Genomic DNA, 14857 nt, shown 5'->3' with positions numbered 1-14857 from the left:
CATCTCAAGTATAGAAAAAGGAAGCAGGTCCTTTGCTTTCTTTTTTTATGTAGGGAAAGGGAGAGTAGGTTTAAAGATGAAGGGGAAGTTACAACATATTCATCCGCTTGGAATGACCATTATTATAGGGACTTTATTTGCAAGGTTTGCCACTTCAATGAGTATTCCTTTTTTAGCAATTTATTTAACGACTGTTAAAGGGGTATCGGCTGGAATGACTGGTGCTATCATTGGAACAAGTGCACTTGTTGGGGTTTTTGCTAGTTTTATTGGTGGTAATTTATCGGATCGATTTGGTCGGAAATCGATTATGATGTGGTCTATTATCGTTTGGATTTTTGTATTTATAGGATTTTCAGTCGCGGATCATGTTTTAAGTTTCCTCCTATTAAACGCTTTAAATGGCTTATGTCGTTCTTTTTTTGAGCCGACATCAAGAGCCTTATTATCCGATTTAACAAAACCGGAGTATCGTTTACTTGCGTACAATTTACGGTATGGTGCGGTAAATGTCGGGGTAGCCGTCGGTCCACTTGTTGGATTACAGCTTGGAAGTGCAAAATCAACAATTCCATTTTTAGTAGCAGCCGGAGTATACATTTTATACACAGTGGTATTATCGTTTCAATTCAAAAAGTATCCACCTGGAGAAGAAAAAGGGAATGTAGAAGAGCCTGTTACAATGTTAAAGGCGATTAGCATATTACGGAAAGATATAGTATTTTTAGTTGCTTTAATTGGTATTATTTTGAGCAATAGTGGTTTTTCACATTTGACAACGACGGTATCTCAATATTTTGCAAACGCACATATATTTGAAGATGGGGTAAAGTTATTCTCCTACATGCTAACTGTAAATGCAATTGTCGTAGTAGCCATTCAATACCCTGTTATTCAAATGTGTAAAAGGTATACACCATTAGCATCTATTATTATTGGTACGCTATTTGTGAGTGGGGGATTATTCGGATTCGGAATGGTAGAATCGATATTAGGTGCGGCTATTTGTACAATTATTTTTACAATAGGAGAAGTATTAATGTTTTCAATGACAGACGTATTTATTGACGATATCGCTGCGCCTCATTTGAAAGGGACATATTTTGGGGCTATGGGTTTTTCAGGGATTGGAGGAGTAATTGGGCCGTGGTTTGGCGGGATACTGCTCGATCATTATGGATATCAAAATGGTTTTGTTGTATTTCTTATATTAGCTATTTTTTCAACAGTAGCATTTCCGGTACTTTTCGTTACGAAAAGTTTATTGAAAAAAAGATATATTGAAGATTCCAAAACAGAAATACATGCGAAATAACATAAGACCCAACAAACGTTTAGTTTGTTGGGTCTTAGTTTTGTATTTATATCAATCTTTCATTTGAAAAAAGAACTTTATTTTCATGTTTATTGGCGACTTCGTTTTTGGAAATATGAATGGCTAAAAATCCGTTTTCTAGGCATGCTAACATTTTCTTATAAATAATGCTAGTCGGTAAAGGAATGATTCGTTGTAAGGAAGCGTTGTTATAAAGTATATAAATGTTTAGGCCTGTCTCCATCTTTTTTATGAGTACATTTTGTTCCGTCACATTTGGTACGTCCGTTTCTAAAATATATTCTTGTTCTGTTTCACAAAGGTCAATATGAATATAATTTGGAAAACTAAGGTTGGTATAAGAATCGGAGCAAAATTGATCCATCCATTCTTCGAAACCGTCAACACGAAAAAGACAATTCTTCTTTTTCTTGTCCTTGTCCATGTAGGGCACCCTCCGTAAAATCTCAATTCATACTATGATATGCATGAAGAAAGTAGGGGTGAAAGATAAACAAGAATATAAATGAAAAATGTAATATAAATATCTTATGTGGGAAAGGCAGTGCACGTGCATTGTCTGTTTATTTACATGTCATGATGTGCATGGTTTTTTTGTCGAGAATGATTTCGGTTTTTCACTTTGTGTGATCCGCTTAAAGGTTCTGGTTGTCCAGAAGACTGCCCCTTTTCTGAATTTTGGCGAATAGATTTATTATTGTTTTTTCCCATTGTTAGCTACACCTTCCTTTCATATTTAGAATGAGAGAAGTTTAAAAATTTATACGAGAATGTTTTTAGAAAAAAAGGTAAAGATAAGTGGGACTAACTATTATTGTAGAAAGGGGAAGGTATATGCCGCATCATAAAAATAAACAACAAGCTTTTCAAGCTGCACAGCAAGGAGTTGTTCAAGCGGAAAATATATTCAACAATATTGTGAAAAATGATCCGAATTACGGCCATGATTTAAAAGAGTTACGTCAAGAAGTTCAGGAGGCGTACGAACAGATTCAAAATGCCCTTGAAGTAGCATCAGAAACACAACGTCCACAGCTTGAGCAATATGAAAATAATCTCCAAAACATTTTGCGAGATGTAGGTCAATTAGAAGAGTAAAAGGGGTTGTTGTGAATTCAACAACCTCATTACTCTTAGGACTACTATGCTGAAACGAAAAATTATTCTATCAATTTTTTCTTTAATTTGTGCAGTACATATATTTCAAGTGGACAAAGTGGAAGCGAAAATGTTGCTAAGAAAAGAACTAGAGCCAACTGGTTATGTAACATGGGAAGTACCGAACAATGAAAAAATTATTGCGATTACATTTGATGATGGGCCAGATCCAACATATACACCGCAAGTGTTAAATTTATTACGTCAATATAACGCGGAAGCGACTTTTTTTATGATTGGTTTTCGAGTTCAGCGTAATCCGAATTTAGTACATCAAGTGTTGAAAGAAGGACATGAAATCGGAAATCACACGATGAATCATTTGTATGCAAACAACGCATCTGACGAAAAACTAAAAAGTGATATTTTAGATGGGAAGAAATACTTTAGAAAATGGGTGAAGGAGCCTTTGTTGTTCCGTCCTCCAGGTGGATATATTAATGATGCTGTATTTACAACGGCAAAAGAAGCGGGATATCAAATCGTTCTCTGGTCATGGCATCAAGATCCGCGTGATTGGGCAAACCCAGGAACTGAATCCATCGTGAATCACGTTATAAAAAATGCAAAAAGCGGAGATATTGTATTGTTGCATGACGGAGGAAACGACCGTAGTCAAACGGTGGCGGCGCTAGCAAAAATTTTACCAGAGCTTCAAAAGCAAGGATATCGATTTGTAAAAGTTTCGGAGCTGTTACGCTATAAGCATTAAAAAAATCCCAAAAGGTAATCCTTTTGGGATTTTTCGTTACTGATTCTTTTTTCGTTTTTTATTATTTTGTCGCTGCGCAGGTGTTAAAGGCTCGTTTGCGAATTCTTCATTATATCCAGTTCCTTGCCCTTGTGCAGATGCAGCATTCATACCTGGAATGGCATGGTTTGCTTTTCGTTTACCCATTTTTTCTCACCTCTATAATATATTTTACAGGTTGAATCGTGAGTTGCTTATACTAAGTGTGAACATGAAAGTAGAGTGCTGAAAGAGCGCTTTACTTTATGGTAATAGTATTCATAAGGAACATGAACACTATTCAAATTTAGAAAGATAAAGAAAACTTATGATTATCTATAAGTTTCTTATTATTTACTTATTTAGAAAGTTGTAATAAGATATTATCGTAAGGTATTGAAAAGTTTGTCTACATTTTATATTCAGACAACTCAGTCACGTTTAACAGGGGGGAAACATAATGGTCAAACATAATCCATTTCGATCACGTGCAACATTTGAATTAGATGGAAAGACGTATCATTATTATCAATTGAAAGCGCTTGAAAATGCAGGGGTTGGCAACGTATCTCAATTACCGTATTCCGTTAAAGTTTTACTTGAATCTGTACTTCGTCAAGTTGATGGGCGTGTAATTACAGAAGAGCATGTTACAAATTTAGCGAAGTGGGGAACGAAAGATGTTCAAGATATCGATGTTCCATTCAAACCTTCTCGCGTAATTTTACAAGACTTCACAGGTGTTCCAGCTGTTGTTGATCTGGCTTCACTTCGAAAAGCAATGGCAGACATGGGTGGAGATCCTGACAAAATTAATCCTGAAATTACTGTAGATCTTGTAATTGATCATTCTGTACAGGTTGATAGAGCGGGTACGGCAGACGCGCTTGCATTCAACATGGACTTAGAATTTAAACGTAATGAAGAACGTTATAAATTTTTAAGCTGGGCACAAAAATCATTTGATAACTATCGTGCAGTTCCACCAGCAACAGGTATTGTACACCAAGTAAACCTTGAATATTTAGCTCCAGTCGTTCACGCGGTGAAAAATGCTGAAGGTGAATTAGTTGCATACCCTGATTCATTAGTGGGAACAGACTCTCATACAACAATGATTAACGGTATAGGTGTTCTTGGATGGGGTGTTGGCGGTATTGAGGCGGAAGCAGGAATGCTTGGACAGCCTTCATATTTCCCAGTACCTGAAGTAATCGGTGTGAAATTAACTGGTACACTTCCAAGTGGTACAACAGCAACTGACGTTGCATTAAAAGTAACACAAGTATTACGTCAAAAAGGTGTAGTTGGTAAATTCGTTGAGTTCTTCGGTAATGGACTAAAGAGCATGCCTCTAGCTGACCGTGCAACAATTTCAAATATGGCACCAGAATACGGCGCAACTTGTGGATTCTTCCCAATCGACGATATTTCATTAGAATACTTACGTTTAACAGGTAGAGATGAAGAGCAAATTCGCGTTGTTGAAGAATATTGTAAAGCGAACGGTTTATTCTATACAGCAGACAGTAAAGATCCAATTTACACTGATCTTGTTGAAATTGATTTAAATACAATCGAATCTAACCTTTCTGGACCGAAACGCCCACAAGATTTAATTCCACTTTCAGATATGAAAGATGCGTTCCACAAAGCTGTTGTAGCACCAGTTGGAACACAAGGACTTGGATTTAATGAGCAAGAGTTCGATAAAGAAGTGAAGGTTACATTAGAAGATAAAGAAGTAACGATGAAAACAGGTGCAATTGCAATCGCTGCAATTACAAGCTGTACAAATACATCAAACCCATACGTATTAATTGGGGCAGGTCTAGTTGCGAAGAAAGCAATTGAAAAAGGACTTAAAGTACCTGATTACGTAAAAACATCATTAGCACCAGGATCTAAAGTTGTTACAGAGTACTTAGATAAGTCTGGATTAACAACATATTTAGATCAATTAGGTTTCCAAACAGTTGGTTACGGCTGTACGACTTGTATCGGTAACTCTGGTCCGTTAGCAGAGGAATTAGAAGAAGCAATCGCAGCAAACGATTTATTAGTAACATCTGTTTTATCTGGTAACCGTAACTTTGAAGGTCGTATTCATCCGCTTGTAAAAGCGAACTACTTAGCATCACCACCACTTGTTGTGGCATATGCACTTGCAGGTACTGTTGATATTGACCTGAAAAATGATGAAATCGGTAAAGATGCAAATGGCAATGCTGTTTACTTCAACGACATTTGGCCATCAGCTAAAGAAATTGAAGATGTAGTTCAAAGTGTTGTTACATCTGAACTGTTCAAAAAAGAATATGCGCAAGTATTTAATAGCAATGAGCGTTGGAATGAAATCCAAACTTCAAACGAAGCTTTATATACTTGGGATAATGATTCAACTTATATTCAAAACCCACCATTCTTTGAAGGTTTATCTAAAGAGCCAGGTGAAGTTGAAACGTTATCAGGTTTACGCGTAGTTGGTAAATTTGGTGATTCTGTAACGACAGACCACATTTCACCAGCAGGTTCAATTGGTAAGCATACACCAGCTGGACGCTACTTATTAGAAAACGGCGTACAACCAGTTGACTTTAACTCTTACGGTTCTCGTCGTGGTAACCATGAAGTTATGATGCGTGGTACATTCGCGAATATTCGTATTAAAAACCAAATCGCACCAGGAACAGAAGGCGGATATACAACATATTGGCCAACTGGTGAAGTAACATCTATCTATGATGCTGCTATGAAATATAAAGAAGATGGCACAGGCCTTCTAGTTGTTGCTGGTAAAGACTACGGTATGGGAAGTTCTCGTGACTGGGCTGCGAAAGGTACAAACTTATTAGGTATTAAAGCAGTTATCGCAGAAAGCTTCGAGCGTATTCATCGTAGTAACTTAGTGTTAATGGGTGTATTACCACTTCAATTTAAAGATGGCGAAAGTGCTGAGACATTAGGTCTTGTTGGTAACGAGTCATTTGAAATTCAAATTGACAAAACAGTTAGACCACGCGATCTTGTAAAAGTAGTTGCAATCGATTCGGAAGGCAACGAAAAACAATTTGAAGTAGTAGCTCGTTTCGATAGTGAAGTTGAAATTGACTACTACCGTCACGGTGGTATTTTACAAATGGTTCTTCGTGAGAAAATTGAAGAATCTAAAGTATCAAACTAAATGACTAAATGAGTTGTGAAATAGAAATGAGGAAGCTGACAAATGTTAGCTTCCTCATTTAATGTACAGAGGAAAGGGATGAAACCAAAATGGTTTCATCCCTTTTCTTTTATTATGAAAACTGGAGGAATAATAATGAATGAGTATAAAAGAATTCTATTACCGTTGTTACAAGAAAAGGTATTGCTTATTACTGCGTTATATAACGGGATTTTTGCTGCTGTAATGAATTTATCTAGAACGTTGTTAATGGGTGTAATTGTGGACCGGCTTATTCAGGGGAGTTTAAAGGAAGTGTATATATGCGTTTCCTTATTTGTGGCAAGTAGATTTATGGCATGGACGAATACGCTTTTGTTTGACTATATAAGTGCAAAGACGAGCCAACGTATATTACAAACAAAACGTATGGAATTGTTACGTCACTTTTTATCATTGCCATTTGAAGAGAGTGAGAGGGTGAAACAAGGAGAGTTAGAAACATTAGTCGTCTCTGATATACCAAATTGGGTCAAGTTATATGGATCTACACTAGTGGAATACATTCATGCTATTGCGCAATTTATTGGAGCATTAATAGCTTTTCGACATATTGATACACAGTTTATATGGTGGGTTATTCCATTTTTAATTTTGAGCGCGATTATTCCAATGTTTATGACGAAGAAGACAAGAAAACTAGCAAGTATAGCTCAAAAAAATCATTCAAGTGTTGTAGAAACGATATCTCAATTTGTAAAAGGGATTCAAGATTTAAGAAGTTTGGGAAAAGAAAAATGGTGAAGAGTTTTCTGGGGGAGAAAGGAAACGTCTTGCGTTATGGAGAGCAATTGTACCGAATCCTAACTTTATTGTTTTAGATGAACCAACGGCAGGATTAGACCCGAGTAATCAACATATTGTTTGGAATATGATTGAAGGTCTAGGAAGAAACGCAACGAGAGTTGTAACGACGCATGATATAGAGAAGGCGATGATAGCAGACCGTGTTATCGTAATGAAAAAAGGTGTTATCGTGCAATGTGGAACACCTCACGAGCTAGTAAGTCGAAATTCTTTATTTCATGAAATGCATATATAAGGAATGTTTATTGAGCTTTATTTAATTGATATTCATATGCTTCAGGATTTTCAGTATTAAACTCTTTTACGTAAAGTAACTTTATTAGTATCTGGATTCTTTTTGAATATTTTTATAGAGTAAAGCACTGAAAAGAATAGAGAGCAAAGGTAAAGTTACGAAAATAAAAGTAAAGGGGTGAATGAGTAATTGTAATATAAATATCACTTCATTAATATATTTAGTCGACTTTCTTGGAATTGAAAACTCATTTCTAATTAAATGATAAAATGGTGAAAATTTCATTTAATCGTCAAATATTCTAACTATTTTGAATGTGAATATTTCCAAGCATGTCCGTATAAGCTAAAATAAGGTATAAATATGATTTTTATTTTAATGGATGATGGCAGAACAAGATAAACAAGTAAGGATGATGTATATGTGGCGAAAGCTTACCATTATTGTAGTGTTACTTTGTTTAGCTGGATATGCAGCGTATGAACAATTCGGTAAAAATGACAAGCAAGTAATAGAAGATCAGGCGAAAAGTGAAGCTGCAATGAAAGAGGTAATTGCAAAGAATGGGATTGAAGTAGGGAAGGTTGCACCCAATTTTGAGTTAACAAAATTGGATGGAACTAAGGTAAAGTTATCGGATTTAAAGGGTAAGACAGTTATTTTAAATTTTTGGGCAACGTGGTGTGGGCCTTGTCAGCAAGAAATGCCTGATATGGAGGCTTTCTACAAAAAACATAAAGATAATGTAGAAATTTTGGCTGTCAATTATACACCTTCTGAAGGTGGAAATGGGGAAGAGAAAATAAATAAATTTGTGAAGGAAAAAGGGGTTACTTTCCCAATTTTATTGGATAAGGAGATAAATGTAACAACGACATATAAAGTAATTACCATTCCAACTTCCTATTTTATTGATACAAAAGGTGTCATTCAAGATAAGTTCATTGGTCCAATGACACAAAAAGAGATGGAGAAACGAGTAGCAAGGCTAAAATAAAAGGAAGAAGGCAGAGATACGTAACCGCTATCTCTGCCTTTTCTTTTTCATGGGATAGATTGTTCATGATATGATAAAAGAAATCTGAACGACAATAATAGATTGAGGAGTGTATGTTGTGGAATATGTATCCTTACCAGAAGATTACATTGTAATTGATTTTGAAACAACAGGATTTAATCCGTATAATGACAGAATTATCCAAGTGGCAGCAGTGAAATATCAGAACCATGAATTGGTTGATCAATTTGTTTCATTTGTAAATCCAGAGCGCCCAATTCCAGGCCGAATTACAAGTTTAACAGGTATTACAAATTATCGTGTTTCAGACGCACCAACAATTCAAGAAGTATTGCCGTTATTTTTAGCTTTTATAGGCCAAAATACTATTATTGCACATAATGCTTCTTTTGATATGCGTTTTTTAAAGAGCAATGTAAATATGCTTAGATTACCAGATCCTAAAAATAAAGTTATTGATACCGTGTTTTTGGCAAAAAAATATATGAAACATGCTCCTAATCATAAGCTTGAAACTTTAAAGCGAATGCTTGGAATTCGTTTAAGTTCTCATAATGCACTTGACGATTGTATTACATGTGCAGCAGTTTATCGAAAATGTGCAGCGATTGAAGAAGAAGGAAAAAAGAAAGTGAAGAAAAAATTGCTAGATGAAATAGCGATATATGAAGCGATAAAGGAAATGCTTGTGAAAAACAATCGTGATATAGAATGGATTCGCTATGTGAATGTTGGAAGTTATTTAGATATAAAAGCTTTTTATCCAATTGTAAGGTTGAAGGTAAAGGGAAGGAAAAAATATGTGTTAACAGAAAAAACGGAAGAAGAAGTAAGTGAAATATGCACGAATTTAACATGTGAGCCTGCTTTGAAAGGTGAAATAGGTGTCACAAGAATTATGATTGACAGCTTAGAGGAGTTTATAAAGTTGGAAAGTTATATTGTGAATGAGTACGATTTGGTGTTGCAAGCACTGAATGAGTATAAAGAGAACAAAGCGAATGCAGATGAAGAAATAAATAAATATTTAAGTATTATGAATTGAATATAGTAAATCCCATGCACAGACGTTATGCATGGGGTTTTTTTAATGTTGATGTACCAAAACATAAAATTTTCTCACAAATCTGATTAAAGAGTTTTTCATTTGCTTATACTACATAGTAAGAAAGCGAAGGAGAAAGGGTGAGCAACATGAGAAGAAATCGCCGGAAATCGTTTGAAGAACTTGTTAAGGAAAACAAGCAGCAATTATTAGGTGATCGCGAAGCAATCGATCGAATTGAAGAACGTATTGAAAAGCGCTATGAAATGCAACTTTTTAAGCAAGCTGAATAATTCTTATCGCTAGTATGATACTAGTGATAAGGAGGCGATAGTTATGGGTAATCCAAAAAAGAATTCAAAAGACTTTGCACCAAATCAAATTGGAACGCAATCGAAAAAAGCTGGTGGAAATAAAGGGAAGCAAATGCAAGACCAAACTGGAAAGCAACCAATAGTTGATAACGGTTAAAGAAAAGGAGAATGTTTCATTCTCCTTTTTTCAGGCTGTGGAGAAAGTCTTCTCCACAGCCTTGTTTTGTGTCTGAACCTCTTTTTATGTGTCAACACTGATAAAAAAGAGGAAAAGGAGAGGTTTTTTATGATGGGTGCATTAAAAAATCATCGTGATGAACGTGTATCAGTTTCTGTAGAAGAATTAGTTCCACAAGACCATTTTCTTCGTGCGATTGAAGCTACAATCAGCTTTGATTTTATTGAAGAGAAGTTACGCCCCTATTACTGTGAAAATAATGGACGTCCTTCTATTCATCCAATCGTTTTATTTAAGATGATGTTTATTGGATATTTTTACGGTATTCGCTCAGAACGTCAACTAGAAAAAGAGATTAAAACCAATATTGCTTACCGTTGGTTTTTAGGATTTTCCCTATCAGATCCAATTCCAAATCATTCTACCATCAGCTGGAATCGCCGTACGCGCTTTATTCATACAAATATATTTGAAGAAATCTTTGATGAAATTGTACGTCAAGCGACGGAACACCGTATGGTGGGAGGACGTGCCTTGATGACAGATTCTACGCACATTAAAGCGAATGCCAATAAAAATAAATTTGTACATAAATTTAAAAAAGAAAAGCCAAAGTTTTATATAGAGGAACTAGAGGCTGCGGTTATGGAAGATCGTGAAGCTCATGAAAAAAAGAATTAAAACCTAGAAAGGAAAGTGATACCCCTACTAAAAAAATTCGTATAAGTACAACTGATCCAGATAGTGGCTTTTTAATGAGGGATGGAAAACCGAACGGTTTTCATTTCTTAGATCATCGTACGACTGATGCGAAGTACAATGTGATTACAGATACCTATATAACGGCTGGAAATGTAGCGGATTCCGAGCCGTATTTAGCACGCCTCCAAGCTCAAATTGATAAATTTGGATTCGAAGTTGAAGCTGTAGCACTTGATGCCGGTTATTTTACAGGTTATATCTGTAAGAAATTATCAGAACAGAATATATTTATGGTGATGGGGTATCGCCGATTTGGAAAACGGAATAAAGAAGTACCAAAAAGTCAATTTAAATATGAAGAAGAAACAGACGTATTTGCCTGTCCAATGGGATGTATTTTAGAATATGCGACAACGGATCGAGAAGGATACCGTCAATATAAATCTAATCCAACAGATTGTGCCGTTTGTCCATTGCGTGATAAATGTTTCTCAGAGAAACAAAAACAAAAAGTCATTACGCATCATATTTGGGAAGAATATAAAGATATCGCAAGAAAAAACAAATTAACAAGTACGGGTAAAAAGCTATATAAAGTACGCTGTTCTACAATTGAGCGGAGTTTTGCGGATGCCAAAGAACTACATGGCTATCGGTATGCCCGGTTTCGAGGGGTGAAGTATGTCCAAATGCAGGCCTATCTCACTGCAGCCTGCCAAAACATGAAAAAAATAGCCCTTCACCTGACCAAAAAGGGTCAGGTGAAGGGCTATTTTTTGTGTTTTTATCATGTATTACTATTTTGTACGAATTTCAGAATTCATACATTCCAGAGTGTAGGAAACCCTAAAGGGTTTCCAAACACTCTGAGAAAAGGAGAATGTTTCATTCTCCTTTTTTATGTATAAATTTGAGGGGATATGGGGAATTTAAGATGGTATGTATATATAATTAGGAGGGAATTACATGCCAAATCCAGACAATCGAAGTGACAATGCTGAAAAATTGCAAGAAATGGTACAAAATACGATTGATAATTTTAATGAGGCAAAAGAAACAGCGGAACTTTCTAATGAAAAAGATCGTGCTGCAATTGAAGCGAAAAACCAAAGACGTTTAGAAAGTATTGATTCATTAAAAAGTGAAATTAAAGATGAATCTTAACAGAGTGTGCAAAAAAGGGCTGACAAAAGTCAGCCCTTTTTTGTAATAGTAAAGTTTTCAACGAGTAAACGCCAATTTTGTGGAAAAGGTAGCCCGATTTTCCAATAGCTAATTCCTCGTATACCTTGTTCTTTCATTAAATTAAATTTACTTTGAACGGATCTTGCATCTTCAAACCAGACTTCATGTTGTACACCATTTTCATCAAAGTAATGAAAATGAGGAGCTTGAGCAGTGAAATCGTAACGAATTGGAACATTATATTTACGAGCAAGTGCAACAGCTGCAACAGAACTAATTGCCTTTGCTGGTGGGTTCCCTTGCTTAAATGGGAGTTTCCAGTCAAATCCGTATAAATTTTGCCCCATCATAATTTTTTGCGGTGGCATTTGTGATTTTGCATATTGGATTACTTGTTTTACAGGACCGATTGGGGAAATTGCCATCGGTGGTCCACCTTGCCACCCCCAGTCGTATGTCATAATGACAACAAAATCAACGATTTGTCCTTGCGCTTTGTAATCATGTGCTTCAAAAAACTTTCCTTTCTGTTTCGAGCTGGTTTTCGGTACAAGTGTTGTACTTAATGTATACCCTTCAGGTAATCTTGTTTTTACATTTCGTAAAAAACGATTGTATGCCTCGCGATCTTCAGGGGCAACGTTTTCGAAATCAAAATGAATATCACGCATGCCATACTTTTCAGCTGTTTGTAAAATATTTGTGATGAATTTGTTTTGGATGGTCGCATTTCGTAATAAGATAGAAGCTAATTCAGCACTAAAGTTGCCATTTTCAATATTTGTAATAACGAGCATAGGAATAGTCTTACCTTGCGTCGCAATTTCTGCAATTCTAGCTGTATCAGTTGGTTCTTTTAAAGTGCCATCTCTCTTCGGTTCAAAGCTGAAATAGGCTAAATATGTTAAGTATGGATTGATTGCGCGTGTAGCGCTTACCAAGCTTTCTTTTATTGGTACTGTAGAAGGTTGCAAGTAAGCGATTGATTCGATTGTTCGTTTGGATCCTTGCGGCACGTACAGCTGTTGTCCGACATGAAGAATGGATTTTAATGAAAGATTGTTAACTTTAGCTAGGCTAGCGAGAGGAACATTATAGGTTTGAGAAATACGATAAAGACTGTCACCAGGTTGCACGTAATAATTGTTGCCTCTCGTATTGACGATAAGTGCCTGCCCAACAACAAGTGTTTCAGCTGGATTGAGTCCATTATCTTTTACAATTTCTTCAGGTGTAGTACCATATTTTGATGCTAAGCTATATACACTATCGCCGCTGCGAACGGTTATAATTTGAATCATGTGCTTGCTCCTTTCAATAAAAAGATCCACTGTTTCTATTTTATTTTTGATTTCTCTGTATTATGATTAAATGTATGCAAGGGATCAGAAGTGAAAGAAGGAGATTACGATATGTTTGTAGCAGAACATGAAATTGAGATCCGCTATGCGGAAACAGATCAAATGGGTGTTGTTTACCATTCAAATTATTTAGTATGGCTGGAACTTGGTCGTACGAAATTAATACAAGAATTAGGATTTTCATATATTGAAATGGAGAAAGAAGGAGTAATTTCTCCGGTGTTAGATTTGCAAATTTCATACCGTAAAGCGATGCGTTATGGAGAAAAGGCAATCGTGAAAACATGGATTGATTCAGTGAGTCCGCTTCGTGTTATATACGGATATGAAATTTATAACGGCGATGGTGAACTTTGTATTACAGCAACGACAACGAATATTTGTGCGAAGAAAGAAGGATTCCGTCCTGTATCCTTTAAAAAATTATATCCTGAGTGGTATGCGAAATATGAGGAAATTAAGAAGAAATAAAAAAGCGTGGCGACAGCCACGCTTTTTTATTTTTCGTAATTAAATTGCGGGAAATCATCGCTATCGTTAAATGTAACTAATAAATCATGTCCATCGAAGAACCATTCGTCATCGCCTTCAATAAAGAAGTTAATACCTTCTTCTTGAACTTGAACAGCAGGATGTGCAGGATCATCTTTACGTATGCCTAAAGAAAGCCCTTTTTGCACAGTACTGCAACCACCATATTGTACGAAAAAGCGTAGTGTATCGCCTGATTGTAAGTTTAGTTCATTTTTATACCATTGTGCTGCTTCTTTTGTTACAGAAAGATTCATGTATAGTTCCTCCAAATTATGTTGCTTTTCCTTTTAGTATAGAAAATAACGCAAAAAGACGCTATTAATATGCTTCGCGTTTTCTTTTTGCGTTATGTGGGTCACAATCTTATTTTTGCTTTTTTGAAAAGTTCGCTTTCGGTTCAGTTTTATTTATAATTCGTCCAATATTTGCACGGTGTCTATAAATAACCATACCAGCTAATAAACACATCGCAATAATGAAGATTTTATCCCCGTTAATAATTGATGCGATAACAGCTATAACTGCTGTTACCATAGAAGAAAGTGATACGTATCTCGTCGAAAATAAAAGGGTAAAGAAGACAACAGCTAATATTACAAAAACAACTGGTGAATAGCATAAAAGTACTCCAGCAGAAGTTGCTACTGCTTTTCCCCCACGGAATTTTGCAAAAATCGGATATACATGTCCAAGAACAGCCGCTAATCCAAACCATAGAGGATGAACATCTAATCCAAAAATAAGAGGCAGGCCTGTTGCCAACGTACCCTTTAAAATGTCAGCAATTGTAACGATAAAACCTGCTTTTTTCCCTAGCGTACGGAATGTGTTTGTCCCGCCTAAATTACCGCTTCCATGCTCGCGAATGTCGATTCCATAACCAACTTTTCCAACAACAAGTGCAAATGGAATCGAGCCGAGTAAATAGGCAACGATAAATAAAAGATATGTAATAAGCATAAGTTCAGTCTCCTTTATTCAAATGTGTTGATAAAGGGTAAAAAGAGTTTTTCCCGTATATTGTACCATAC

16 protein-coding genes and 3 pseudogenes are annotated in these 14857 nt (G+C 35.9%); 12 read left to right on the top strand and 7 right to left on the bottom strand.

Features of this window, described 5'->3' with window-relative positions; all coding sequences use genetic code 11:
- Window positions 1-76: 76 nt before the first annotated feature.
- Window positions 77-1315, top strand: a complete 1239-nt coding sequence (locus DJ93_RS03085; protein WP_042979141.1) for an MDR family MFS transporter — start codon at window positions 77-79, stop codon at window positions 1313-1315.
- A gap of 46 nt (window positions 1316-1361) precedes the next feature.
- Here the strand turns inward: DJ93_RS03085 and DJ93_RS03080 are convergent, their stop codons facing one another.
- Both DJ93_RS03080 and DJ93_RS03075 read right to left on the bottom strand, forming a co-directional pair.
- Window positions 1362-1760, bottom strand: coding sequence for an Hsp20/alpha crystallin family protein (locus DJ93_RS03080; protein WP_042979140.1), 399 nt, complete (start codon window positions 1758-1760; stop codon window positions 1362-1364).
- A gap of 143 nt (window positions 1761-1903) precedes the next feature.
- Entirely contained in the window at window positions 1904-2047 is a 144-nt protein-coding gene (locus tag DJ93_RS03075) for a small acid-soluble spore protein P (RefSeq protein WP_042979139.1), read from the bottom strand.
- Between the two features lie 123 nt (window positions 2048-2170).
- On the opposite strand from DJ93_RS03075, the gene DJ93_RS03070 reads away from it, so the two are divergent.
- Together DJ93_RS03070 and pdaB are read left to right on the top strand one after the other, a co-directional pair.
- Entirely contained in the window at window positions 2171-2434 is a 264-nt protein-coding gene (locus DJ93_RS03070; protein ID WP_042979138.1) for a hypothetical protein, read from the top strand.
- A gap of 46 nt (window positions 2435-2480) precedes the next feature.
- Entirely contained in the window at window positions 2481-3206 is a 726-nt protein-coding gene (gene pdaB, locus DJ93_RS03065) for a polysaccharide deacetylase family sporulation protein PdaB (protein ID WP_117287945.1), read from the top strand.
- 36 nt (window positions 3207-3242) lie between these two features.
- On the opposite strand, the gene sspO is transcribed toward pdaB, so the two are convergent.
- Window positions 3243-3392: a small acid-soluble spore protein O gene (gene sspO / locus DJ93_RS03060; protein ID WP_042979137.1), complete on the bottom strand. Its 150-nt coding sequence runs from the start codon at window positions 3390-3392 to the stop codon at window positions 3243-3245.
- 292 nt (window positions 3393-3684) lie between these two features.
- Between sspO and acnA the strand changes: the two genes are divergently transcribed.
- Entirely contained in the window at window positions 3685-6408 is a 2724-nt protein-coding gene (gene acnA, locus DJ93_RS03055) for an aconitate hydratase AcnA (RefSeq protein WP_042979136.1), read from the top strand.
- 78 nt (window positions 6409-6486) lie between these two features.
- Window positions 6487-7489, top strand: a pseudogene (locus DJ93_RS29585) (ABC transporter transmembrane domain-containing protein).
- 7 nt (window positions 7490-7496) lie between these two features.
- Here DJ93_RS29585 and DJ93_RS34985 read toward each other — a convergent pair.
- Window positions 7497-7608: pseudogene (locus DJ93_RS34985) on the bottom strand (YmzC family protein); the annotation flags it as partial.
- Between the two features lie 302 nt (window positions 7609-7910).
- Here DJ93_RS34985 and DJ93_RS03045 point away from each other — a divergent pair.
- The 6 genes and pseudogenes from DJ93_RS03045 to tlp all read left to right on the top strand — a co-directional run bounded on the left by DJ93_RS03045 (window position 7911) and on the right by tlp (window position 11910).
- Window positions 7911-8486, top strand: a complete 576-nt coding sequence (locus DJ93_RS03045) for a redoxin domain-containing protein (protein ID WP_042979135.1) — start codon at window positions 7911-7913, stop codon at window positions 8484-8486.
- Window positions 8487-8595: 109 nt separating this feature from the next.
- Window positions 8596-9552 (top strand): 3'-5' exonuclease, encoded by a 957-nt coding sequence (locus DJ93_RS03040; protein WP_042979134.1) that lies wholly within the window; start codon window positions 8596-8598, stop codon window positions 9550-9552.
- Between the two features lie 149 nt (window positions 9553-9701).
- Window positions 9702-9845, top strand: a complete 144-nt coding sequence (locus DJ93_RS03035) for an FbpB family small basic protein (RefSeq protein ID WP_042979133.1) — start codon at window positions 9702-9704, stop codon at window positions 9843-9845.
- 43 nt (window positions 9846-9888) lie between these two features.
- Window positions 9889-10023 carry an acid-soluble spore protein SspN gene (gene sspN / locus DJ93_RS03030; RefSeq protein WP_000527988.1) on the top strand — a complete coding sequence of 45 codons (135 nt, stop codon included), beginning with the start codon at window positions 9889-9891 and terminating at the stop codon, window positions 10021-10023.
- Between the two features lie 129 nt (window positions 10024-10152).
- Window positions 10153-11522, top strand: a pseudogene (locus tag DJ93_RS29955) (IS1182 family transposase); the annotation flags it as partial.
- 190 nt (window positions 11523-11712) lie between these two features.
- On the top strand, window positions 11713-11910 hold the full coding sequence (tlp, locus tag DJ93_RS03015; RefSeq protein WP_002172888.1) for a small acid-soluble spore protein Tlp: 198 nt from the start codon (window positions 11713-11715) through the stop codon (window positions 11908-11910).
- 29 nt (window positions 11911-11939) lie between these two features.
- Here tlp and DJ93_RS03010 read toward each other — a convergent pair whose 3' ends face one another.
- A complete protein-coding gene (locus DJ93_RS03010) occupies window positions 11940-13232 on the bottom strand; it encodes a glycoside hydrolase family 18 protein (RefSeq protein ID WP_042979131.1) in 1293 nt (430 codons plus the stop codon).
- 111 nt (window positions 13233-13343) lie between these two features.
- Between DJ93_RS03010 and DJ93_RS03005 the strand changes: the two genes are divergently transcribed.
- Window positions 13344-13763, top strand: a complete 420-nt coding sequence (locus DJ93_RS03005) for an acyl-CoA thioesterase (protein ID WP_042979130.1) — start codon at window positions 13344-13346, stop codon at window positions 13761-13763.
- A 26-nt stretch (window positions 13764-13789) separates the two neighbouring features.
- Here DJ93_RS03005 and DJ93_RS03000 read toward each other — a convergent pair whose 3' ends face one another.
- Complete coding sequence (locus tag DJ93_RS03000) at window positions 13790-14080, bottom strand: HesB/YadR/YfhF family protein (RefSeq protein WP_042979129.1); 291 nt, start codon at window positions 14078-14080, stop codon at window positions 13790-13792.
- A gap of 109 nt (window positions 14081-14189) precedes the next feature.
- A complete protein-coding gene (gene plsY / locus DJ93_RS02995; RefSeq protein WP_042979128.1) occupies window positions 14190-14786 on the bottom strand; it encodes a glycerol-3-phosphate 1-O-acyltransferase PlsY in 597 nt (198 codons plus the stop codon).
- Between the last annotated feature and the right edge of the window lie 71 nt (window positions 14787-14857).

The sequence above is a fragment of the Bacillus clarus genome (assembly GCF_000746925.1).
GTDB lineage: Bacteria > Bacillota > Bacilli > Bacillales > Bacillaceae_G > Bacillus_A > Bacillus_A clarus.
Note: the sequence above shows the minus strand (reverse complement) of the source record. Positions and strands in the feature narration are given on the sequence as shown.

Excerpts from the sequence above, each read along its gene's own strand:
- DJ93_RS03085 (WP_042979141.1), top strand. The coding sequence starts at position 77 with ATGAAGGGGAAGTTACAACATATTCATCCGCTTGGAATGACCATTATT.
- DJ93_RS03080 (WP_042979140.1), bottom strand. The coding sequence starts at position 1,760 with ATGGACAAGGACAAGAAAAAGAAGAATTGTCTTTTTCGTGTTGACGGT.
- DJ93_RS03075 (WP_042979139.1), bottom strand. The coding sequence starts at position 2,047 with ATGGGAAAAAACAATAATAAATCTATTCGCCAAAATTCAGAAAAGGGG.
- DJ93_RS03070 (WP_042979138.1), top strand. The coding sequence starts at position 2,171 with ATGCCGCATCATAAAAATAAACAACAAGCTTTTCAAGCTGCACAGCAA.
- pdaB (WP_117287945.1), top strand. The coding sequence starts at position 2,481 with ATGCTGAAACGAAAAATTATTCTATCAATTTTTTCTTTAATTTGTGCA.
- sspO (WP_042979137.1), bottom strand. The coding sequence starts at position 3,392 with ATGGGTAAACGAAAAGCAAACCATGCCATTCCAGGTATGAATGCTGCA.
- acnA (WP_042979136.1), top strand. The coding sequence starts at position 3,685 with ATGGTCAAACATAATCCATTTCGATCACGTGCAACATTTGAATTAGAT.
- DJ93_RS03045 (WP_042979135.1), top strand. The coding sequence starts at position 7,911 with ATGTGGCGAAAGCTTACCATTATTGTAGTGTTACTTTGTTTAGCTGGA.
- DJ93_RS03035 (WP_042979133.1), top strand. The coding sequence starts at position 9,702 with ATGAGAAGAAATCGCCGGAAATCGTTTGAAGAACTTGTTAAGGAAAAC.
- sspN (WP_000527988.1), top strand. The coding sequence starts at position 9,889 with ATGGGTAATCCAAAAAAGAATTCAAAAGACTTTGCACCAAATCAAATT.
- tlp (WP_002172888.1), top strand. The coding sequence starts at position 11,713 with ATGCCAAATCCAGACAATCGAAGTGACAATGCTGAAAAATTGCAAGAA.
- DJ93_RS03010 (WP_042979131.1), bottom strand. The coding sequence starts at position 13,232 with ATGATTCAAATTATAACCGTTCGCAGCGGCGATAGTGTATATAGCTTA.
- DJ93_RS03005 (WP_042979130.1), top strand. The coding sequence starts at position 13,344 with ATGTTTGTAGCAGAACATGAAATTGAGATCCGCTATGCGGAAACAGAT.
- DJ93_RS03000 (WP_042979129.1), bottom strand. The coding sequence starts at position 14,080 with ATGAATCTTTCTGTAACAAAAGAAGCAGCACAATGGTATAAAAATGAA.
- plsY (WP_042979128.1), bottom strand. The coding sequence starts at position 14,786 with ATGCTTATTACATATCTTTTATTTATCGTTGCCTATTTACTCGGCTCG.